At 64.8% G+C, this 16,297-nt stretch carries 14 protein-coding genes and 1 tRNA gene; 3 read left to right on the forward strand and 12 right to left on the reverse strand.

Annotated features, from left to right (window positions below):
* Window positions 1-31: 31 nt before the first annotated feature.
* The 5 genes from A5678_RS12300 to A5678_RS12320 form a co-directional block, all read right to left on the reverse strand.
* Entirely contained in the window at window positions 32-1,033 is a 1,002-nt protein-coding gene (locus A5678_RS12300; protein ID WP_368664894.1) for a hypothetical protein, read from the reverse strand.
* Window positions 1,034-1,180: 147 nt separating this feature from the next.
* Window positions 1,181-2,614, reverse strand: coding sequence for a hypothetical protein (locus A5678_RS12305; protein ID WP_082945531.1), 1,434 nt, complete (start codon window positions 2,612-2,614; stop codon window positions 1,181-1,183).
* Window positions 2,615-2,857: 243 nt separating this feature from the next.
* On the reverse strand, window positions 2,858-4,813 hold the full coding sequence (locus A5678_RS12310; protein WP_068042643.1) for a hypothetical protein: 1,956 nt from the start codon (window positions 4,811-4,813) through the stop codon (window positions 2,858-2,860).
* Between the two features lie 107 nt (window positions 4,814-4,920).
* Complete coding sequence (gene dcd, locus A5678_RS12315; RefSeq protein ID WP_068042645.1) at window positions 4,921-5,493, reverse strand: dCTP deaminase; 573 nt, start codon at window positions 5,491-5,493, stop codon at window positions 4,921-4,923.
* Between the two features lie 34 nt (window positions 5,494-5,527).
* The gene (locus tag A5678_RS12320) at window positions 5,528-6,184 is read right to left on the reverse strand and encodes a hypothetical protein (protein WP_197502122.1); all 657 of its coding nucleotides are present in this window, start codon (window positions 6,182-6,184) and stop codon (window positions 5,528-5,530) included.
* Window positions 6,185-6,365: 181 nt separating this feature from the next.
* On the opposite strand from A5678_RS12320, the gene A5678_RS12325 reads away from it, so the two are divergent.
* From A5678_RS12325 to A5678_RS12335, 3 genes are all read left to right on the forward strand, one after another.
* Window positions 6,366-6,439, forward strand: a tRNA-Gly gene (locus A5678_RS12325).
* Between the two features lie 167 nt (window positions 6,440-6,606).
* Window positions 6,607-7,512 carry a hypothetical protein gene (locus A5678_RS12330; RefSeq protein WP_156746878.1) on the forward strand — a complete coding sequence of 302 codons (906 nt, stop codon included), beginning with the start codon at window positions 6,607-6,609 and terminating at the stop codon, window positions 7,510-7,512.
* 18 nt (window positions 7,513-7,530) lie between these two features.
* Complete coding sequence (locus tag A5678_RS12335; RefSeq protein ID WP_068042649.1) at window positions 7,531-8,886, forward strand: LPO_1073/Vpar_1526 family protein; 1,356 nt, start codon at window positions 7,531-7,533, stop codon at window positions 8,884-8,886.
* On the opposite strand, the gene A5678_RS12340 is transcribed toward A5678_RS12335, so the two are convergent.
* The 7 genes from A5678_RS12340 to A5678_RS12370 all read right to left on the reverse strand — a co-directional run bounded on the left by A5678_RS12340 (window position 8,883) and on the right by A5678_RS12370 (window position 16,126).
* Window positions 8,883-10,301: a tyrosine-type recombinase/integrase gene (locus tag A5678_RS12340; RefSeq protein WP_068042651.1), complete on the reverse strand. Its 1,419-nt coding sequence runs from the start codon at window positions 10,299-10,301 to the stop codon at window positions 8,883-8,885. The genes A5678_RS12335 and A5678_RS12340 overlap by 4 nt on opposite strands.
* Before the next feature lie 158 nt (window positions 10,302-10,459).
* Window positions 10,460-11,122: a recombinase family protein gene (locus A5678_RS12345; protein ID WP_082945532.1), complete on the reverse strand. Its 663-nt coding sequence runs from the start codon at window positions 11,120-11,122 to the stop codon at window positions 10,460-10,462.
* On the reverse strand, window positions 11,119-11,394 hold the full coding sequence (locus A5678_RS12350; protein ID WP_068042655.1) for a hypothetical protein: 276 nt from the start codon (window positions 11,392-11,394) through the stop codon (window positions 11,119-11,121). Before A5678_RS12350 ends, A5678_RS12345 begins: the two co-directional genes overlap by 4 nt.
* Window positions 11,395-12,609: 1,215 nt before the next feature.
* On the reverse strand, window positions 12,610-14,973 hold the full coding sequence (locus tag A5678_RS12360; RefSeq protein WP_082945533.1) for a bifunctional DNA primase/polymerase: 2,364 nt from the start codon (window positions 14,971-14,973) through the stop codon (window positions 12,610-12,612).
* 90 nt (window positions 14,974-15,063) lie between these two features.
* Window positions 15,064-15,321, reverse strand: a complete 258-nt coding sequence (locus A5678_RS26490; protein ID WP_082945534.1) for a hypothetical protein — start codon at window positions 15,319-15,321, stop codon at window positions 15,064-15,066.
* Between the two features lie 221 nt (window positions 15,322-15,542).
* Complete coding sequence (locus A5678_RS12365; RefSeq protein WP_068042663.1) at window positions 15,543-15,929, reverse strand: hypothetical protein; 387 nt, start codon at window positions 15,927-15,929, stop codon at window positions 15,543-15,545.
* Window positions 15,926-16,126, reverse strand: a complete 201-nt coding sequence (locus A5678_RS12370) for a hypothetical protein (RefSeq protein WP_068042665.1) — start codon at window positions 16,124-16,126, stop codon at window positions 15,926-15,928. The genes A5678_RS12365 and A5678_RS12370 overlap by 4 nt, the downstream gene beginning before the upstream one ends.
* Window positions 16,127-16,297: the final 171 nt, after the last annotated feature.

The following is a 16,297-nucleotide window of genomic DNA, read 5'->3' on the forward strand; positions in this document are numbered from 1 at the left end:
GTGACAGGCCCGCCCCACATTGTGACGCGTCTCACGGGAGCCCCCGCCGCGGCGGGGGCGCGGGGTGTGACGGGGCGACGACGTTTTGGTTGATGTCGGGGTGCTGGTTGGCATGCGGTCGGATGTCGACGGCCAGCGCCACGGCCAGGGCAACGACACCGCCGATGAATATCAGCGTCGCGGCGGCGACGGCCAGCACCGACTTGCGGCTGCGTCGCGCGCCCGAGTGCGCGGCCGCCTCGCCGTCGGCGCCGGTTGTCCGCGACTTTCCGGTATTCGATTCGGCGCTGTAGGCCAGCTCGCGTCCGTCGGCCGACAGGTCGCCCGCGTAGGGCATCGCGATCGTCGAGGGCGCGCCCAACTGCGCGTTGGCCGCCGCCAGTGACGCGCCGCGGGCCAACGCCATTTCGGGTTCCTCGGGCGTGGTCACGGACAGCGACGTCGCCGCCTCGAGCGCCGGCTTGATGTACGGGATGTCGACGTCCGAGCCCACCAGGAACAGCCCGTCCGGGCGCGCCTTCATCGATTCGGCGCCCGAAGCCATCGCGGCCAGCTCGGCCAGCGCCGCCTCGTCGCTGCTGGGCAGCGGGCGCCGACGCACATCGGCCACCGACCCGTCGGCGGTGTCGACGACGGCCATCGTGGCGGTGTTGGGCTCGACCAAGAGCAGCGCGGTACGCGCGCAATTGGTCGCGCTGCCCGCCGCCTGAGCCAGCGCCGCCGCGGCCATGACCGCCGACACCAGCATGACGTCCTCGATCTTGCGGGCCGCCAACGCATTTCGCAGTGCGGCCGCCTCGCCCGGATCCGTCCAGGTCACTCCGCTCGATTTCAGCCGATAACCGCCCTGCGCCGCGCTCTCTCGCGTGCCGAGAATCGCGGCAACCACGCGGTCCGCCGCGGCAACCGCCGTCGTCTGATCGGCGAGGCGGAAGTCGTCCTGGTCGACGGTCACCCCACCGGCGGCCTCGCCTTCGACGAGCACGATGCGGACCGTCTCAGGTGCCATAGACACGCCAAGTACGACGTCCACCGCTCCTCCAAATCAATTGCTGTGCCCGTGCGACGACAGCTGCGTCACTTCGAGAATTGGTCGGTGACGTCGCAGCGATCCAGCCGCGCCATCCCCACTTCGCCACACTAGCGCGCGTAGACGGGTGCGCCCGGGCACCGGACACGCCTACCTGTGGCCGAAACCACCGAATCCGTGTCCGCCGCCGAACCCGTGACCACCCCCGAAGCCATGCCCCCCGCCGAAGCCATGGCCGAATCCGCCGCGGCCCCCGCCGAAGGGGCCGCCCCGGAAGGGGCCGTGACCGCCACCGAAAGGACCGCGGAATACCGGCGCGGGAGCGGGTGGGCGCATCGCGGGCACGTGGGGCGGCGGAACGAAAACCGGTGGCGGAAGCACAGGAACGGGGACGGGCACCGGCGGCGCCGCGGGAGCCGGGGCCGGCGCGTTCGCGGGATGGGGCACGGCCGCCGGCCTGGGAGGCTCGATCTTCGGCTGCGCCTGAACGGGTGGGGCCGGTTTGGGTTGCGGTGGGACGACGACGTTTTCGTTGGGACTGGGCCGCAACGCGACCGTCGGGCGGATGTCTATCGCCAACGCAATCTCAAGCGCCACCACGACGGCGATGAAAATGACCGCCAACGCGCTTCCGACGAGCAGCAGGGACTTGTGCCGCTGCGCGCGGTCGTCGGCGCCGATCGTGGTCTGGGCGTCGCCGTCCGCATCCGGCACGGCGCTGTAGGCGACGTTGGGCGTGCCGGTGTCGGCGGCAGTGGAAGCCTCAGGGCCGCCGCGGTATTCAGGCAGGTATCCGGGTAGCAGTCCGGGGGATCGCCCGGCGAGGGCCAGCGGGTCCACCTCGCCGGTGCCGGGGTCCAGCGCGTAGGCCAGCGCAACCGTCGACGACGCGAACAACGGCGCGTTCGCCGATGCCAGCGCCGCGCCCCGCGCCAGGGACATCTCCGGCTCGTCGGGCACCGACAGCTGGAGCGTCGTCGCGGCTTCCAAGGCCGGCTTGATCAACGGGATATCGACGCCCGAACCGACGACCACCAGGCCCTCGGGACGACCTTCGAGCGCCTCGGCGCCGGACACCATGTCGACGAGTTCGGCCACCGCCTCGTCCTCGTCTTCCGCGAGAACCCTGCGGTGCACCTCCGAGATCGAGCCGTCGGCGCTGTTGACCACGGCCAAAGTCGCCGTGTACGGCTCGACGAAGAGCAGCGCCGTGCGCGCATAGTCGGTGGCGTCGCCGACGGCCTGGGTCAGCGCGGCCGCGGCCATGAAGGCCGAGACGAGCATGACGTTTTCGAGCTTGTGCGCGATCAGGGCGTCGCGCAGCATCGCGGCCTCGACGTGGTCGGTCCACGTCACCCCGGTGGACAGCAGCTGATAGCCGCCCTCGGCTACGCCCTCCCGAGTGCCCAGGATCGCCGAGATCACCTGACTCGGCGCGGTGGAGGGTCCGCCAGACCGGTAGGCGGCCGCGTCGACATCGAAGTGGTCCTGGTCGACGGTGACGCCGTCGGCGCTTTCTCCTTCGACCAGCACCATGCGCACCTTCGTCGGCGCCATCGAGACGCCAAGCACGATGCCCACCACCGCTACGGTTCCCCCTGGATAGTTTGCTGTGCCGCCCAACGGTTACGTGGGCGACACGACTTTCCAGCATTCACCACGGAATTCCTGCCACAGCAGCGCGCGCGCCGTCATCCGGGGTTTCGCTGGGGCTTATGCAATTCTGACGTGTGGGCGGCGGATTGTTAGCCGGCCCAACACGTCAACCTTACGCCCGTACCGGCCGGCGTCGGTCGGACTTCGCTAAGCGATCTGCTCCGTGGCGGGCTATTTGTGCCCGCCGCCACCGCCGCCGTGGCCGCCCCCGAAGCCGCCGCCACCGCCGAAGCCGCCGCCACCGCCGAATCCGCCGCTGCTGTGGCCGCCGCCCCCACCCAGGCCGCCGCCACCCAGGCCGCCGCCGCTGTGGCCGCCGCCGAAGCCGCCGCCCGGAGCGCCGCCGACAACGGGTCCACCGCCGTGTCCGCCGCCGCCGAACAGGCCGCCAGGGCCGGTGGGCGCGCCGCCGGAACCGGGGGACGGAACGTGGCCGCCGCCCAGTCCGCCCGGCCCGCCAGCAGGAGGCGAAACGTGTCCGCCGCCGAGGCCGCCCTCACCCGGGGCCGAACCAGGCGGCGGAACGTGCCCGCCGCCGAGGCCGCCGGGGCCCGAACCAGGCGGCGGAACGTGCCCGCCGCCGAGGCCGCCGGGGCCCGAACCCGGCGGCGGAACATGCCCACCCGTAGAACCGCCCGTACCCGAACCCGGCGGCGGAACATGCCCACCCGTGGAACCGCCGGAGCCCTCGGGGACCGGCGACGAGCCTTGCCCGGGAGGCGTCTGGTGGGGCGGCGACTGCGGTTGCGGAAGATGCACCGGCGGCTGGGGCCGCGCCGGCTGTGGCGGCGACACTTGCGGCGGAGCCTGGATGACCGGCGGCCTCACCACGACCGGGTTGGGCGCGGGCACGTGCACCGGCGGCACGATAACCGGCACCAGCGGCGGGACCACGACGGGGACCGGCACCGGAGCTGGGGCCGCGGGAATGGGAGGCGCCGCCGGCGGTGCAGGGGCTGCGGGCGGCGGCGCCGCCGGCAGCGGCGCGGCAAACTGCGGAGTCATCGGCTTAGGCGCCGCCACCGGGTCCGGCATGCTGAGCTTCTGTGCCGGGGCCGACGCCTCAACGGGCGCCGGCGGCTCCTGTGTCGGGACGATGAGGTGTTGGCCGGGCGTGGGCTGCAAAGCGACGGTGCCGGTCGCGCGGATGCCGATCGCCAATGCGATCTCGAGCGCCAACACCGCGCTGATGCCGGCGACCGCCAACCCGCTGCCGATCAGCAGGGCCGGCCTGCGCGGCGGTTGGCTTTCTTCGGGCATGAAGAGCTTTTCGATGACGACGGTCGGTGAGTCACTGTCCTCGTCCGGCACCGCGCTGTAGGCGAGCTCGTCGTCGGACTCGGGCCCGAACGGCGCGTAGAGGTACTCGGGCAGCGAGTGCTGGTCGACGGCACCGGTGCCCGGGTCCTGCGCGTAGGCCAACGCGGCGGTCGACGAAGCGAACAGCGGCGCGTTGGCCGACGCGAGGGCGGCGCCGCGGGCCAGCGCCGTTTCCGGCTCCTCCGGCATGCTTATCGCCAGGGAGGTCGCCGTCTGCAGCGCCGGCTTCAGCGGGCCGATATCCACGCCCGAGCCCACCACCAGCACGCCGTCGGGCGCCGCTTCCAGCTTCTCCAGGCCGGCGATCATGCCGCCGAGTTGCGCAGCGGCCTGGTCGTACGACTCGGCGTAGAGCGGTTGCTTGTAGACGTCGGGGATGGAGCCGTCGGAGGTCTCGACGACCGCCAGCGTCGCGGTGTCGGGCTCCACGAACATCACCGCGGTTCGCTCGTAACCCATTGCCCCGCCGACGTTTTGGGCCAGCGCCGTCGCGGCCAGAAAGGCCGATACCAGCATGACGTTGTCGATCCGGTGGGCGGCCAGCGCGTCGTGCAGCGCCGCCGCTTCGAGCTGGTCGGTCCACGTCACGCCGATGGACGACACCTCGAGGCCGGCTTCGGTCGCGCCCTCGCGGGTGCCCAGGATGGCGGCGAGCACCTGATCGGGCGCGCTCGCGGTGGCGGCCTCGTCGGCAGCGGCGACGTCGAACACGTCCTCTTCCACCGTGGCCCCGTCGGCGTATTCGCCTTCGAGGACGACCATTTGGATTGATGCCGGTGCCATCGACACCCCGAGCACGATATCCAAGACAAACCCCTCCAAAGGTGTTGCGAGACGAACCATGGTCAGGCGGAGGAAAAAACCACGGCTATCTAAGTATCGCGCAGAAAGCAGGCGCGGGAGCGCCTGAGAACCTATGTACTCCTTATGAAGTTCTGATAGGAGCGCGACGGCGTGGGTCCTCGCTGGCCCTGGTACTTCGAACCTACTCGCGAACTGCCGTAAGGGTGTTCGGCCGGACTGGTCAACCGCAAGATGCACAGCTGACCGATCTTCATGCCGGGCCACAACGTGATCGGCAGGTTGGCGACGTTGGACAGCTCCAGCGTGATGTGACCGCTGAACCCGGGATCGATGAAACCGGCGGTCGAGTGCGTCAGCAGGCCCAGCCGGCCCAGCGACGACTTGCCTTCCAGCCGCCCCGCGAGGTCCTCGGGGAGGGTGAACAGCTCCAGGGTCGAGCCGAGCACGAACTCCCCCGGGTGCAGGACGAACGGCTCCCCCTCCACGGGTTCGACAAGAGTCGTGAGCTCGTCCTGCTGCTTGGCGGGATCGATGTGGGTGTACCGGGTGTTGTTGAACACCCGGAACATGCAGTCCAGGCGGACGTCGATGCTGGACGGCTGCACCAAGGTGTCGTCGTAGGGGTCGATGCCCAACCGGCCGGCGGTGATTTCGGCCCTGAGGTCACGATCGGAGAGCAGCACGCGACGAGCCTATCCGCTGCTCGTGGTCGGCCGGTCAGTCAGCGAGGTACATCTCCCCGCCCTTGGGATATCCACCGCCCGTGGTCGTGACGTGGACATGGTCATAGTGGCCGAGCCTGCTGGGTTGCGCGCCGCCCGGCGTGTAGTAGACGCCGCGCCAGATCGCGTCCTGGATCCCGAAGCGGCGCGCATTCTTCATCACGTACGCGACGATCTCGTTGCCCAGGGCGATGCCCTCTGCGCTCTGCGGGTTGGGAATCATGACATCGAGCGCCAGACCGAGCGGATGCCAGGGCAGCGGATCAGGCCGCACGCCGCCCATCTCGTGGATCTCGGGGAACGCCGCGCTGATGCTGCGGGAGACCTGGATGGTTCGCACCTGCAGGCCGTGTTCCGGGGCGAGCCCGGCGGGCAGGAAGCGGGATCGGGTGTGGTACCTGGATGCCGCTAGGGGCGGATCGATGCCGTCGCCGCGCGACACATCCGACGCGAGCACAATCGCAGTCGGCTTCGCCGCCACGATTTCCAAGCAACACGGCCCGGTGTCGCCAATAACGGGTACGGGGTCGTGGCGTGGCACGAATGGGGAGGCATCACCCGCCGCCGCGAAGAACGCAGCAGCCGGGGCGAGCACTCCTGCCAGGAGCAGCGGTGATTTACGCCGTTTTTTGGCTAATCTGTGCCGACCCACCCAAGGCACATTACGACAAGATCACGAAAGAATAAACATCGGTTCTGGAATTCGCGGGTCAGCGGCCATTCCTCGCCCTGCGCATTCGCCGCAGGCCTGGACGGCGCCGGCTTGGCCGCGCCCCGACGGACTACTCGCCCAACGGATCCGCCGCAAGATGCTAGCCTTCGTTGGCGAAAGCGCCGATGTAGTTCAATGGCAGAACATCAGCTTCCCAAGCTGAATACGCGGGTTCGATTCCCGTCATCGGCTCCATAGGAAGCACTGGTAGCGGCCGCTTCAGCTGTCGAACCCTTTGTACGCCCGATCCCGCCCTACCGCCGCTGTACCGCGCCGCCCAGAGGCGGCGAAAAGAACTCGGGGTATGTCGGACCTCCGTGACAGACTGGTCGGCTGGGTAGAGCACGACGACGGCGGGATTGATGAGCAAGAAGAAGAAGCGACCACGAACGGTGCGACAGGTGGATCCGCTGGGACTGCGTCGAGACACAAAGGGCGACGAGGCCGGCGGCACGATGACGCTGACCGCGACTACGTTCCAGGACTCGGTGCTGCCGGTGAAGCTGAACTTCCCGCCGCCGCTCGCGCATCTGGGGTCGGACCCGTCAACCTTCGACTACCAATGGCAGCTGTTGACGTATGCCTTCGACCTTCCCGATCCGTCAGACTTCCCGGCGCTGCCCGGGCAGATTCCGGAGAAGGAGCTGCGAAGGCTTAGCAGGTTTGTTGATGTCTGCGAGAAGACGGCCAAGTACACCGTCGTCGCGCACAAAGGCGGCATCACGCTGAAGGGTGAGCATGGCGACTGGGGCCTGGAGGTGAACGAGACCGAAGACGAGGAGACGGTTGGCTTCGCCGTCCGCTTCCGCCAGCTGCACGAGAACTCGACCGGGGAGCCTGATTTCTCCGCGACCATCAACATCTTGGACGAGTACGCACGCCAATTCACCGACGAGCACACCGACACGCGCATTGACACGCTTCAGCAGTGGCGAAAGGCACGCGCCCTGTTGATGAACCGTCCTCTCCAAAACATTGTGGCGCGGATGGTACTGGAGAAGGACGGTCTGCCCGCGGACCAGATCGACGACTTGGCAATGTATAACGACGTCAACCCGGCGAAACTGATCAATCTGTTCAACTACGGCGAGCTGATCCACTACGGCAAGCACGGCGAGGAATACGACAAACTGGCCGAGGATCCTGAACTTGAGGCCATCGAGCACAACAACTTCAAGCAGGCCATGCTCGGTTTGATCCACCTGTACTTCGGCTTCTCCGAAGTGATCCGATCGGCCATTGGACTAAAACGCGCCGAGGCGGCGTAGCGCGCAAGGGAAACAACAATGCTCGGACGGTTGGCCAGGTGGCTGGGCGAATGGGCCGTTGTCGCCGTCGCCACGTGGTTGGCATGGGAACAGGTGGCGAACCGCCTCCCCCAATGGTCGCTCTATGCGGTCTTAGGAGGCGTTGCCTTCCTTGCTTTGATCACGCTGCCTCTGGGCGTGAACGACGACGGCTCCACCCGCCGCCTCCTAAGCAAGGTCTCCGGCCGCAACAACTCAAGCGTCGTGTCGGGCGACCAATCGCCCGTCAGCGGCAACGTCATCGTCGCAGGAAAACGACACACTGCCGTTGTCGTCACGCCCGCCGAAGCGCGAAAGATTTCAAATGACACTGGGCGCAACGAACTGATGCGCGACACCACCGCCATCACGATGCCCGATGCCCGAGCTGCGGTAGACGAGACGCTCCACGAGCGATTCGGAGAGTTGACCGACACGCTGATAGAGCACATTAATGAAAGGGACACAAAGCTATTCAACCGCTTCGCCGACCCACGGTTCCTCGGTCCACTCGGCATCGCGCATCGGTCGTACGCCGAACTCGGTAGCGAGGAACTTCGAATAACACTGTCGGGCTTGCTGACTGATCTCGCAGGGCAGCCGGTAGGCTCCCGCCGCGAAATATTCTTGCGCCAAGCAATAGATGTCACACGGGTTTTGACAATCGAACACATCAACTCCCTTGCGGTAAAGCTATTCATGACGATCACGCTCGCTGAGCCGTACGACACCGACATGCTTATCAGGTCGCTGGACACGCTGCTCAGCCCCTACTACGGATGCATCGCTACGAGCCGCTGGGATTACCAATACATGAGCTCGACCGGCGTCTGCCAGGACGGTCAGCTTGGGGCCTTTGCGTCTGAGCCCTATCAGTATCTGCATGAGAAGTATCGGAACTCCATGTATCCGGCCCTGAGGTTCGCCGACGTCGAGAACAACCCGCTATTCGCGGAGAACCAACACCTATTTCTGTGTTACGTCGAAAGCGAAGACGACATGCGCGTGACCGACGTAGGCACGGTCGTCTCGACCCAAGGTGCGCGACTTCGCGTCTCTCAGGATCGTGCTGCGGCCATCCTGAGCACGAGGAATGGCGCTGAGACGGGTCTGACGGAACCCGAAAAACGGTTGCGTGCAATGATTCTGGAACGAATGATTAGTGTGGACCACTTCAAGAAGCGCATTGCCGAGCTAAGACCCGACCTTGCGTCCCTACTAGATACCCTGCAAAGAACTGGCGCGCTTCACTTCCCCATGCAGCCCGTCGGATACGTACTGGCCCAGCACGAAGTCCAAGCTCGCACACCGCAACTAGCTGCCTTAGTAGATGCGATCTTCGATGAAGAGCCTTAACCATGCAGCTGAATCACGTTATTCCCCGTCGGCGTCGGCTGGTCCAGGGCGTCTAGCGCGGCCATAGCGTCCGTGTGGTCGTCGGTATCGAACAGGTGGGTGTAGATGTGCTCGGTCGTCGTCGTCGTGGCGTGGCCCATAAACTTGGCGACCTCCCGCACCGGCACCCCGACCGCCGCGCACAAACTCGCGTAGGTGTGCCGGAGCGCGTGGAACCGCAACTCGGGCGGTAGGGATGCGGCCTTGTCCCCGGCGGCCGTAGCGGCCCGGTTAGCCCGCAGTACGGCAGGCCGGTACACCGCCTTGTAGAACGTCTGATGCCGCAGCGGCTCGGCCCAGTCGAGCACCAACCGCGCCTCGGCCTCCTCGACGGTCAGCTCAGCCAAGGCGGTCGCCTGTCGGCGGGCGACGTACTTATGGTCGCGGTTGTCCGGCTCGCCGTTCGGGGCGGTGGCGCGGACGCCGGTCGGCTTGGCCGGCGCAAGCGACAAATTCGGGAACAGCGCCGCGGTCGGTTCGTCCGCGCGCGGGTGCATCGTGAGGTAATCCCGTAGTAGTTCGGTCGTCGCGGCTCGCAACGGCACCTTGCGGTTGCTGCCCTTGGTCTTGGTCGGGAAGTACCGCATGTCCGAGCCGATAGCGCGAACAGTCCGCGTCACGCGGATCGCGCCGAGCTTGGCCGGCGCGTTCGGGTTCAGCAACTTCGCCGGGATGAGGACATCGCCGACCTGCAGACCGCCAAGCTCAGCGGCCCGCAGGCCTGCCCACGCTGCGACATGCACCAGCACGTTGTACGGCCAAGGCGCTGCGGCGACGAGCGCGGAAACCTGTGCGGCGCTGAGGAATTGCGCCGGATCATCGACCACACCAGGCTTGCCACCGTTGGTGCTGTGCTCCCCCGGGATCTTCACGTAGTCGGCGGGGTTGGCGGCGATCTTGTTGTCGGCAACCGCCTGTGCCAGCACCATGCGGACCGTGAAGTAGGCGTGCCGGACCGTGCTTGGCTTCTTGCGCGCGTCGACCATCCGCTGAACCCAGGCCTGAATGTAGCGTCGGGTGATCTTGTTGAGCGGGTAGCCACCGAACACTGCGTCAATTCCCAACGTCTTGCCGTCGCCTCGGCGGTCCTTGGCGGGAGATAGCGCATAATCGTAACCGCGCCAGGTGGTTTCCTTGAGGTCTACCTTGCGGGATTCAAGCCAGTGTTGTGCGACGTCACGAAACAGCACCTTGCCCGCGTTGGGGTCGAATGCGATACCCGCAATTAGCGCAGCTTCAGCTTTGGAGGCGTAGTTCTCGGCAGCCTTCTTTGTCGCGAATCCGCCCTTAGTGCGGTGTTTGCCGTCAGGCTCACGCCACTTGACGATGTAGGTTATTGCACCTCTATTGGTTTGGCGCTTCTCAACGCTGGCCATCAGTCAGTCCTTCGCGTCGTAGTCGACGACTGGGGGGGCGTACTCCGCGTGATCATTGTGGTTGGCATCGTCATACCGGTGCTGGCGGCCCAAACAGCCACACTGGCAAGGGTTGGTGTGGTCACGCGGACAGCGATCGCACGACTTCATGACCGCCATCAGAGGATTCCCTCCCGCGCGAACAGGTCGCGAATAGTTGTCGGGTACCACCTCGCCCCACCTCCTGGTGCGGGCAAATATTCGGCGGTTAGCGCATCGGCGATAGCGTTGGCGCTCAATCGGTCGTGCATTCGCATGTGAACGATGCGCTTGGTCAAGTCGGGCGCGATACGCGGTGGCCGGCCTAGCCGCTTGCCCTGCTTGCGGGCCTTCGCCAGCCCTTCCTTCGTGCGCTCGCTTATCTTCCGACGCTCTTCGGCGGCCACCGCGATGCGAATATCCGCCAGGAGTCGCTGGCTGGGATCGCCGCTATCGGCCTTGTCGCAGTCCATCAGTCGCCAGGAGTTTCGCTCGGCGCGCTTGAAGAGTTTGGCGGCGTCCTCCTGATCGCGAGTCGCGCGGTCCAGAGCCCTCACCAGCAGCGCGTCGGCCACGCCTGATTCAATCGCGCTGATGGCCACTTCCCGGCCGTACATGCGATCTGACGCAACGCCGCTAATCACGTCGGTAGTGACTGTCAGCAGATCGTGACCGTGCTGATCGCAAAAGCGTTGTAGCGCTTCCCGTTGAGCGCCCAACCCATGCCCGCTATTGCCTTGATCCTTCGTGCTCACGCGGCAGTAACCGATCACTCGCAGCGGTCGCGTAGTCACAGCACTCATTCGTTCCCCACCACGTCCACAGTCATGTCTTCGGCGTAGCAGACCGCGCACTGGTAGTAGCCAGGCGAGGTACCGACATTGGCTACCGAAAGCCGGTCGCCGCCGCACACTGAGCACCTGACGACGTTCTTGGCGAAGTCGGTGTGCTCGATCAGAATGTCGAAAATCCTTTCCAGCGCGGCCCGTTGCCGTTCCTCCGGCCCGAACTCATTGATGGCGTCGTAAACCAGCCGATCGAGCTCGGCGAGGTCGATGTCGGGAGCCTCGCTCATCTGTTCCTCCTGCCGCCTAAACCGCCGAAACGGTCGTTTCGGCTATTTAGACTACGCCAGTCAGCAAACTCATATATAGCTCTGACTAGCATATTCATACCTACCAGCGCACTCATTGTCGGCGCTTTCCACGTTTCCGTCGGGCTCGGCCGGTTCGTGCTTGCGAGGCACGCCAGATGTCGGGGGCCTCCTCGTAGGTCACCGCCTCGGGGGGAGGTACTCCGGGTGCCGTAGGTGTTGCCGATTTGTCGGCGGGTACGCCTGCTGCGTCGGGCCGATCGGCACCGCCTACGGCGGCCCTAGGCCTGTAATCGAGCGTGTCTGGCGGCGGCACGAGCTCCGCGTCCACGATGTCGGGCCCGGTGGGCTCGGTGAGGGCGTCGGGGAGTGGCTCACCGCGACGGACCAATTGCTCAAGCGCTTCATGTCGCGCACGGCTTGTGTTGGCGAAGTCGATGCACATCTCCTCCCAAGGCGCAAGTGGCTTGGCCGAAAGTTCAAGGGCGTGCTTGGCTCCCAAGCCAGCGCGGTCGAGTGCATCGCGAATCGCATGCAACGCGATGGCATCCGGTACATCACCACCGAGCGCCAGGCCTAAGAGCCGCTGAACAAGAACGTCTGCAGCCTGCTGAAGTCGGCGCTGTGCCTTGGCGCGTGTCTGAGGCGCGGCTCCACCGTGGGCTCGGCACACGTTGCCGCCAAGCATGCTTGGCGCCTTGCATCGTTTACCGGTGCGCTTACTTCGGGCAGTGCACTGAGCTTCGCCCGCTTGAAATTCGTGCAAGAGGTCGCGGCGGTCTAGGGGTTCGGCGTTCATAATTAAGTAGGTTCCTCCATCCCATCGGTCATCAGGTCGCGGTCCGTCGCGTGGCGAGGCCGCATTATCGGGTTCCGGGGTGGTCGTTTTGGTCTCCGCGTGGGTATGCCGCTAGTCGGTACGGTGGTATCGGCGGGGTGTAGACGTTCATTGCAATCTCCAATCGGTCGTGGGAGCTTTTGGCGTGGCTCGGCCAAGGCGGTGACCGCGCCGGGTTCTACTCCGCCGAGATGTCCGCGCCCAGTTAGCCGCTCGACCGCGCCGACTACGCCTGCGCCCCCTACGGGGGAGGGCGCAGACGGCGTAGTCGTTCGCGTAGTCGCTACGCCACTGCGCCGTCCGCGCGGTCGGCGTAGTCATCGGCGTAGTCGGCGTAGTCGCCCATCCGCACTGTCCGATCATGTCTCGTCGGTCTCCTTGAGGTCGCTTAGCTTCCGCTTCCAGTTGGTTACGTCGACTGAATCCGCTTCGGAATACGAATCACAGAGTGGGTCTTCAAGTTGCCGGTACGGCTTCACCACGACATAGATATCGCTGCCGCGCAAACCTTCTTCGGCCTTTGCATAGCCCTCGCCTATGAGTAGCTTGATCGCGTTGCGCCAATGTTCGCGGTGCTGCTTTTTGCCTTGTTCCTTGCGCTCGGCACACATCGCCGCAATGGTCTTGTTGTTGCTTCGCTCGGCGGGGTTATCAGCCTCTTCCCAATACCGGCTGACCTGCTCCATGAACCACGTTGGCCTAAACGTTGCTTTACTAGCACCAGGTTTTGCTTTATCGGTATCGGTGGACTTCCCGGCATTCTCGGGCATCACCAATGTCCACGTCGTGCGCTCGGCGTTAGTGCTGTCTAGGTGTAGGTCGGCAACGTGCTGGGTGCGGTCGGTCTTGCGCCATCGGCCACCTAGCCCACGCACCAACCCAGGCCGGTCCTTACCAACACGCACACTGGCGCGCCCTGCCTGGCCAACGGCGAACGGCTGCTCCATCTCGACCACGTACGCCGCGCCACTCAAGCCGGCCATCTTGTGTTGGCCTCCAAGCGCAAACCGCCCACGCGTCTGGGAGTCCTTGGTGACGTGGTCGACGCACGCGACAGCGGCTCCGGTCTTGCTGGCGATGGCTTTGGGCAAGGCGCGGTGCCACTGGGCAATGTCGTCGTTGTCCTTAGTCGAGAGCCCGAACACGCCCATTGCGTCGGTAACCCCATCGACCACCGCCAGGCTGTATGTGCCGCCTAGAAGCGCGTCGAATGCCGCCCGCTCGCGGGCCGTAGTCGGCGCCACATCAGGGTGGACGTAGGCGAACATTGTTGGGTTGTCTACAACTTCGGGTGGCACACCAAGCAGGATCAACCGCTCAGCAACCGCGCCGCCTTCATCCTCAAAGTCAACGTAAAGCACTGGCTCGCCACCTAGTAGGCACTCAGCCGTCGCGCATTGCACAAGCCATGACTTGCCCGACTCCGACTCACCGTGGACAGAGTGGGTCTTGCCCCGGTAGAACAAACAGGCACCATCAGACCGTGTGAGAATTGTTGGCGGAGAAGCACCTATGCCACGACGCGCACTACCAATGTCAAGAGGCGCCCATGATGGCACGTCATCATCCGGCTCAGGCACGGCATCGACCATCTTGGCGAAAGCATCTATATCACCGGCTCCGCCAACACACTTGTCGTCGGCCATGTACCCATTGCGTTCATCGTGTTGCGCTTTGGCTTTCGCCAACGCGCCATCGACGCTGCGCATTGCTTCGGCGTTCAGCGTGGCTTCGTCGCGCTTGCTCAGGCTCAAGTCCCGCCAATAGGTCAGGTAGTCATTCAGCGCCGTATGCCAACCCGCATGTCCCTCAAGGGCGTTTTTGGTAAGGCTCCACACAACGTCATTCATCGGGTGGTGGCTGTCGCTGAGGTCCAGCTCCGCTTTGTACTGGGCCAACTTGTTGGCCATATCGGTGCATGGCTCCCCGCCGCAGTCGCGGAACGTCGCCTCAGCCCACTCCTGTAGCTCGCCGAAGTTCATGTCGCTCTTGGCGTCCACACCATTGTTCGCGCCGTTCTCCAGGTGCCTAAACCACGGCTCCGGCAGCACCGCAACATGTTCCAGTGGCGGTATGCCGTCGTATGTCTTCAGCGGCTCGCCTGGCCGGCCCCAGCGGAATTCATACACTGTGCCGGTTGGGTGCATGCTGGGCCACACCACGAGATACCGCAGCCCCGCATACAAGATGTCAATGTGCTTCGGCCCAGTGTGGCCGGTAGCAGACGCCTTGCCGTGGAAGCGGAACCCTCTGGGCACTAGGAATATCCGTGTGCCGCTCAACGGTGCGTCGTCCCAGCGTGCGCTACTGACGACCGTGGCGGGTAGCTTCCCCAACTCAAGTTCTAGCGCCGTTAGTTGTTGGGCGCCATGCTTATCGCCATAATCATCAACGTCGATGCCGATGAGTTCCCATCCGTCAACGTTGTTCCCGGCATATGCAAATGGCAGGTCACTAGACAGGCGCTCACGCGGCACCTCTGCCAACCGCAGGCAGATGTTGCCGTCCGCATAGTTGGCCCGCCAACGGTTCACCTGTCGGCTATTCGGGTACGGCGCACCATGTCCCGTAAAGCCCGTTGGTGGTTCCTCTTTTGCGTTCGGAGGCAAAGGCAACGTGCCGCGCCAGCCTTGCTTTCGGTAGAGGCGGGCGGCGTGGCCGTATGGGCCGTCGCCGACACGCTCGGTGTCGCCCTCGGCAGGCCGCTCAGGTACGCTAGCCATCAGGATTCACTCTCTGTTGGAGCGGTTGCGTGGTCCTTCTATTCGCCCCGGTGCGCCCGCCAATGCGCCGGGGCGAATTCTCTGCAGCCCTCATTTCCTCGCCGCTGCAGCAGCTTTCGCCGTGTGGCGCGCAGCAAGCTGCTCAGAGGGAGATTTTCGCGACTTGATCCATTCATCGCCGTCAAGACGTGAGAACCAGTTCTTGCAGCCGATTTGAGTCGGCACAATTTCGCGCCTGAGCACGGCCATCTTGACCGATCTGCGAGTGACACTCACCAGATTCCGTTCGTACCGCAGATACTCGAACAGTTCTTGCTCAGTGAGTACCGGGTCATCATCACGGTTCACAAAACAACTCCAAGGGTTGCGCGCCCTGCCGCATGGCAAGGACAAAGCCGACGCCCGCACCAGGTTTAGTGCGACCGCTGCCCTTCGGTTGTTTGGTACAGAACGGCACCCCTGCCCGCCAAGGCGGTACCGCTCGGTGGGCCGGAAACCAGCCCGGTTTTAACCGTACTCCACCCGCTAGCGCGCTGCCTAGACAGCGAACGCGCTGTGTCGCAGCGGATTTACATGCTCACATCGATCTCCACTGCCAACCGCACCAAGTACGGGTGGTCATCGGGCAGATCACTCATCTTGCCCATAATGTGGTGTCGGAGTTCACTGAACAGTTCCTCATCCACGATGGACTCGACGTCGTCGGTGCCATCCGTCACGAACCGCACGGGAAACGGGTCGTCGCAATCCTGGCTCCAGCGCCCGGCATGTGCGGTGAACAGTTGGGTCTCCTCGTCGTAGCTGACCCGGCCAAGATAAACAACCCCGTCTGGGCGCACTATGTTCTCCATGAACTCCAGCGCCTTCTGCAGTTGCTCCTCAGTGCCCGTCCACACTTTCGGGGCCGGGGAATAGTCCGACCCTTCAGTCACCAGCTGATCATCAGTCGTTGTCATGCTGTCGCCTCCGCCGGGCGCGCAATCACCTGGACTTCAAGCAGCTGGCCTGGGAATTCATCTCGTGCAGCTTTGATCGCCATGATCATCATCGGGGCCGCACTGAGTCCGCCTTCATCGCCAAACAGGTAGGTCTCGTAGCTGCCATCCTCGGATACATAAATCTTCCGCCCGTTATGGTCAGTTGTCGTCGTCATTCTGTTGCCTCCTTCGTCGTCGGCCGCAGGACCTCCCTGCGGTTGACACAAGGACTACGCCGCGACAAGCAACGCTGCAAACCATCCAAATCGCGTGTTTTGCAGTGGATTCGGCCCTCAGAGGCCCTCAGACGAATTGAGGATTTTCGCCGGATATGTAGGTATCCGGCG

Origin of the sequence: Mycobacterium sp. E2733 (genome assembly GCF_001667585.1) — a bacterium.
GTDB lineage: Bacteria > Actinomycetota > Actinomycetes > Mycobacteriales > Mycobacteriaceae > Mycobacterium.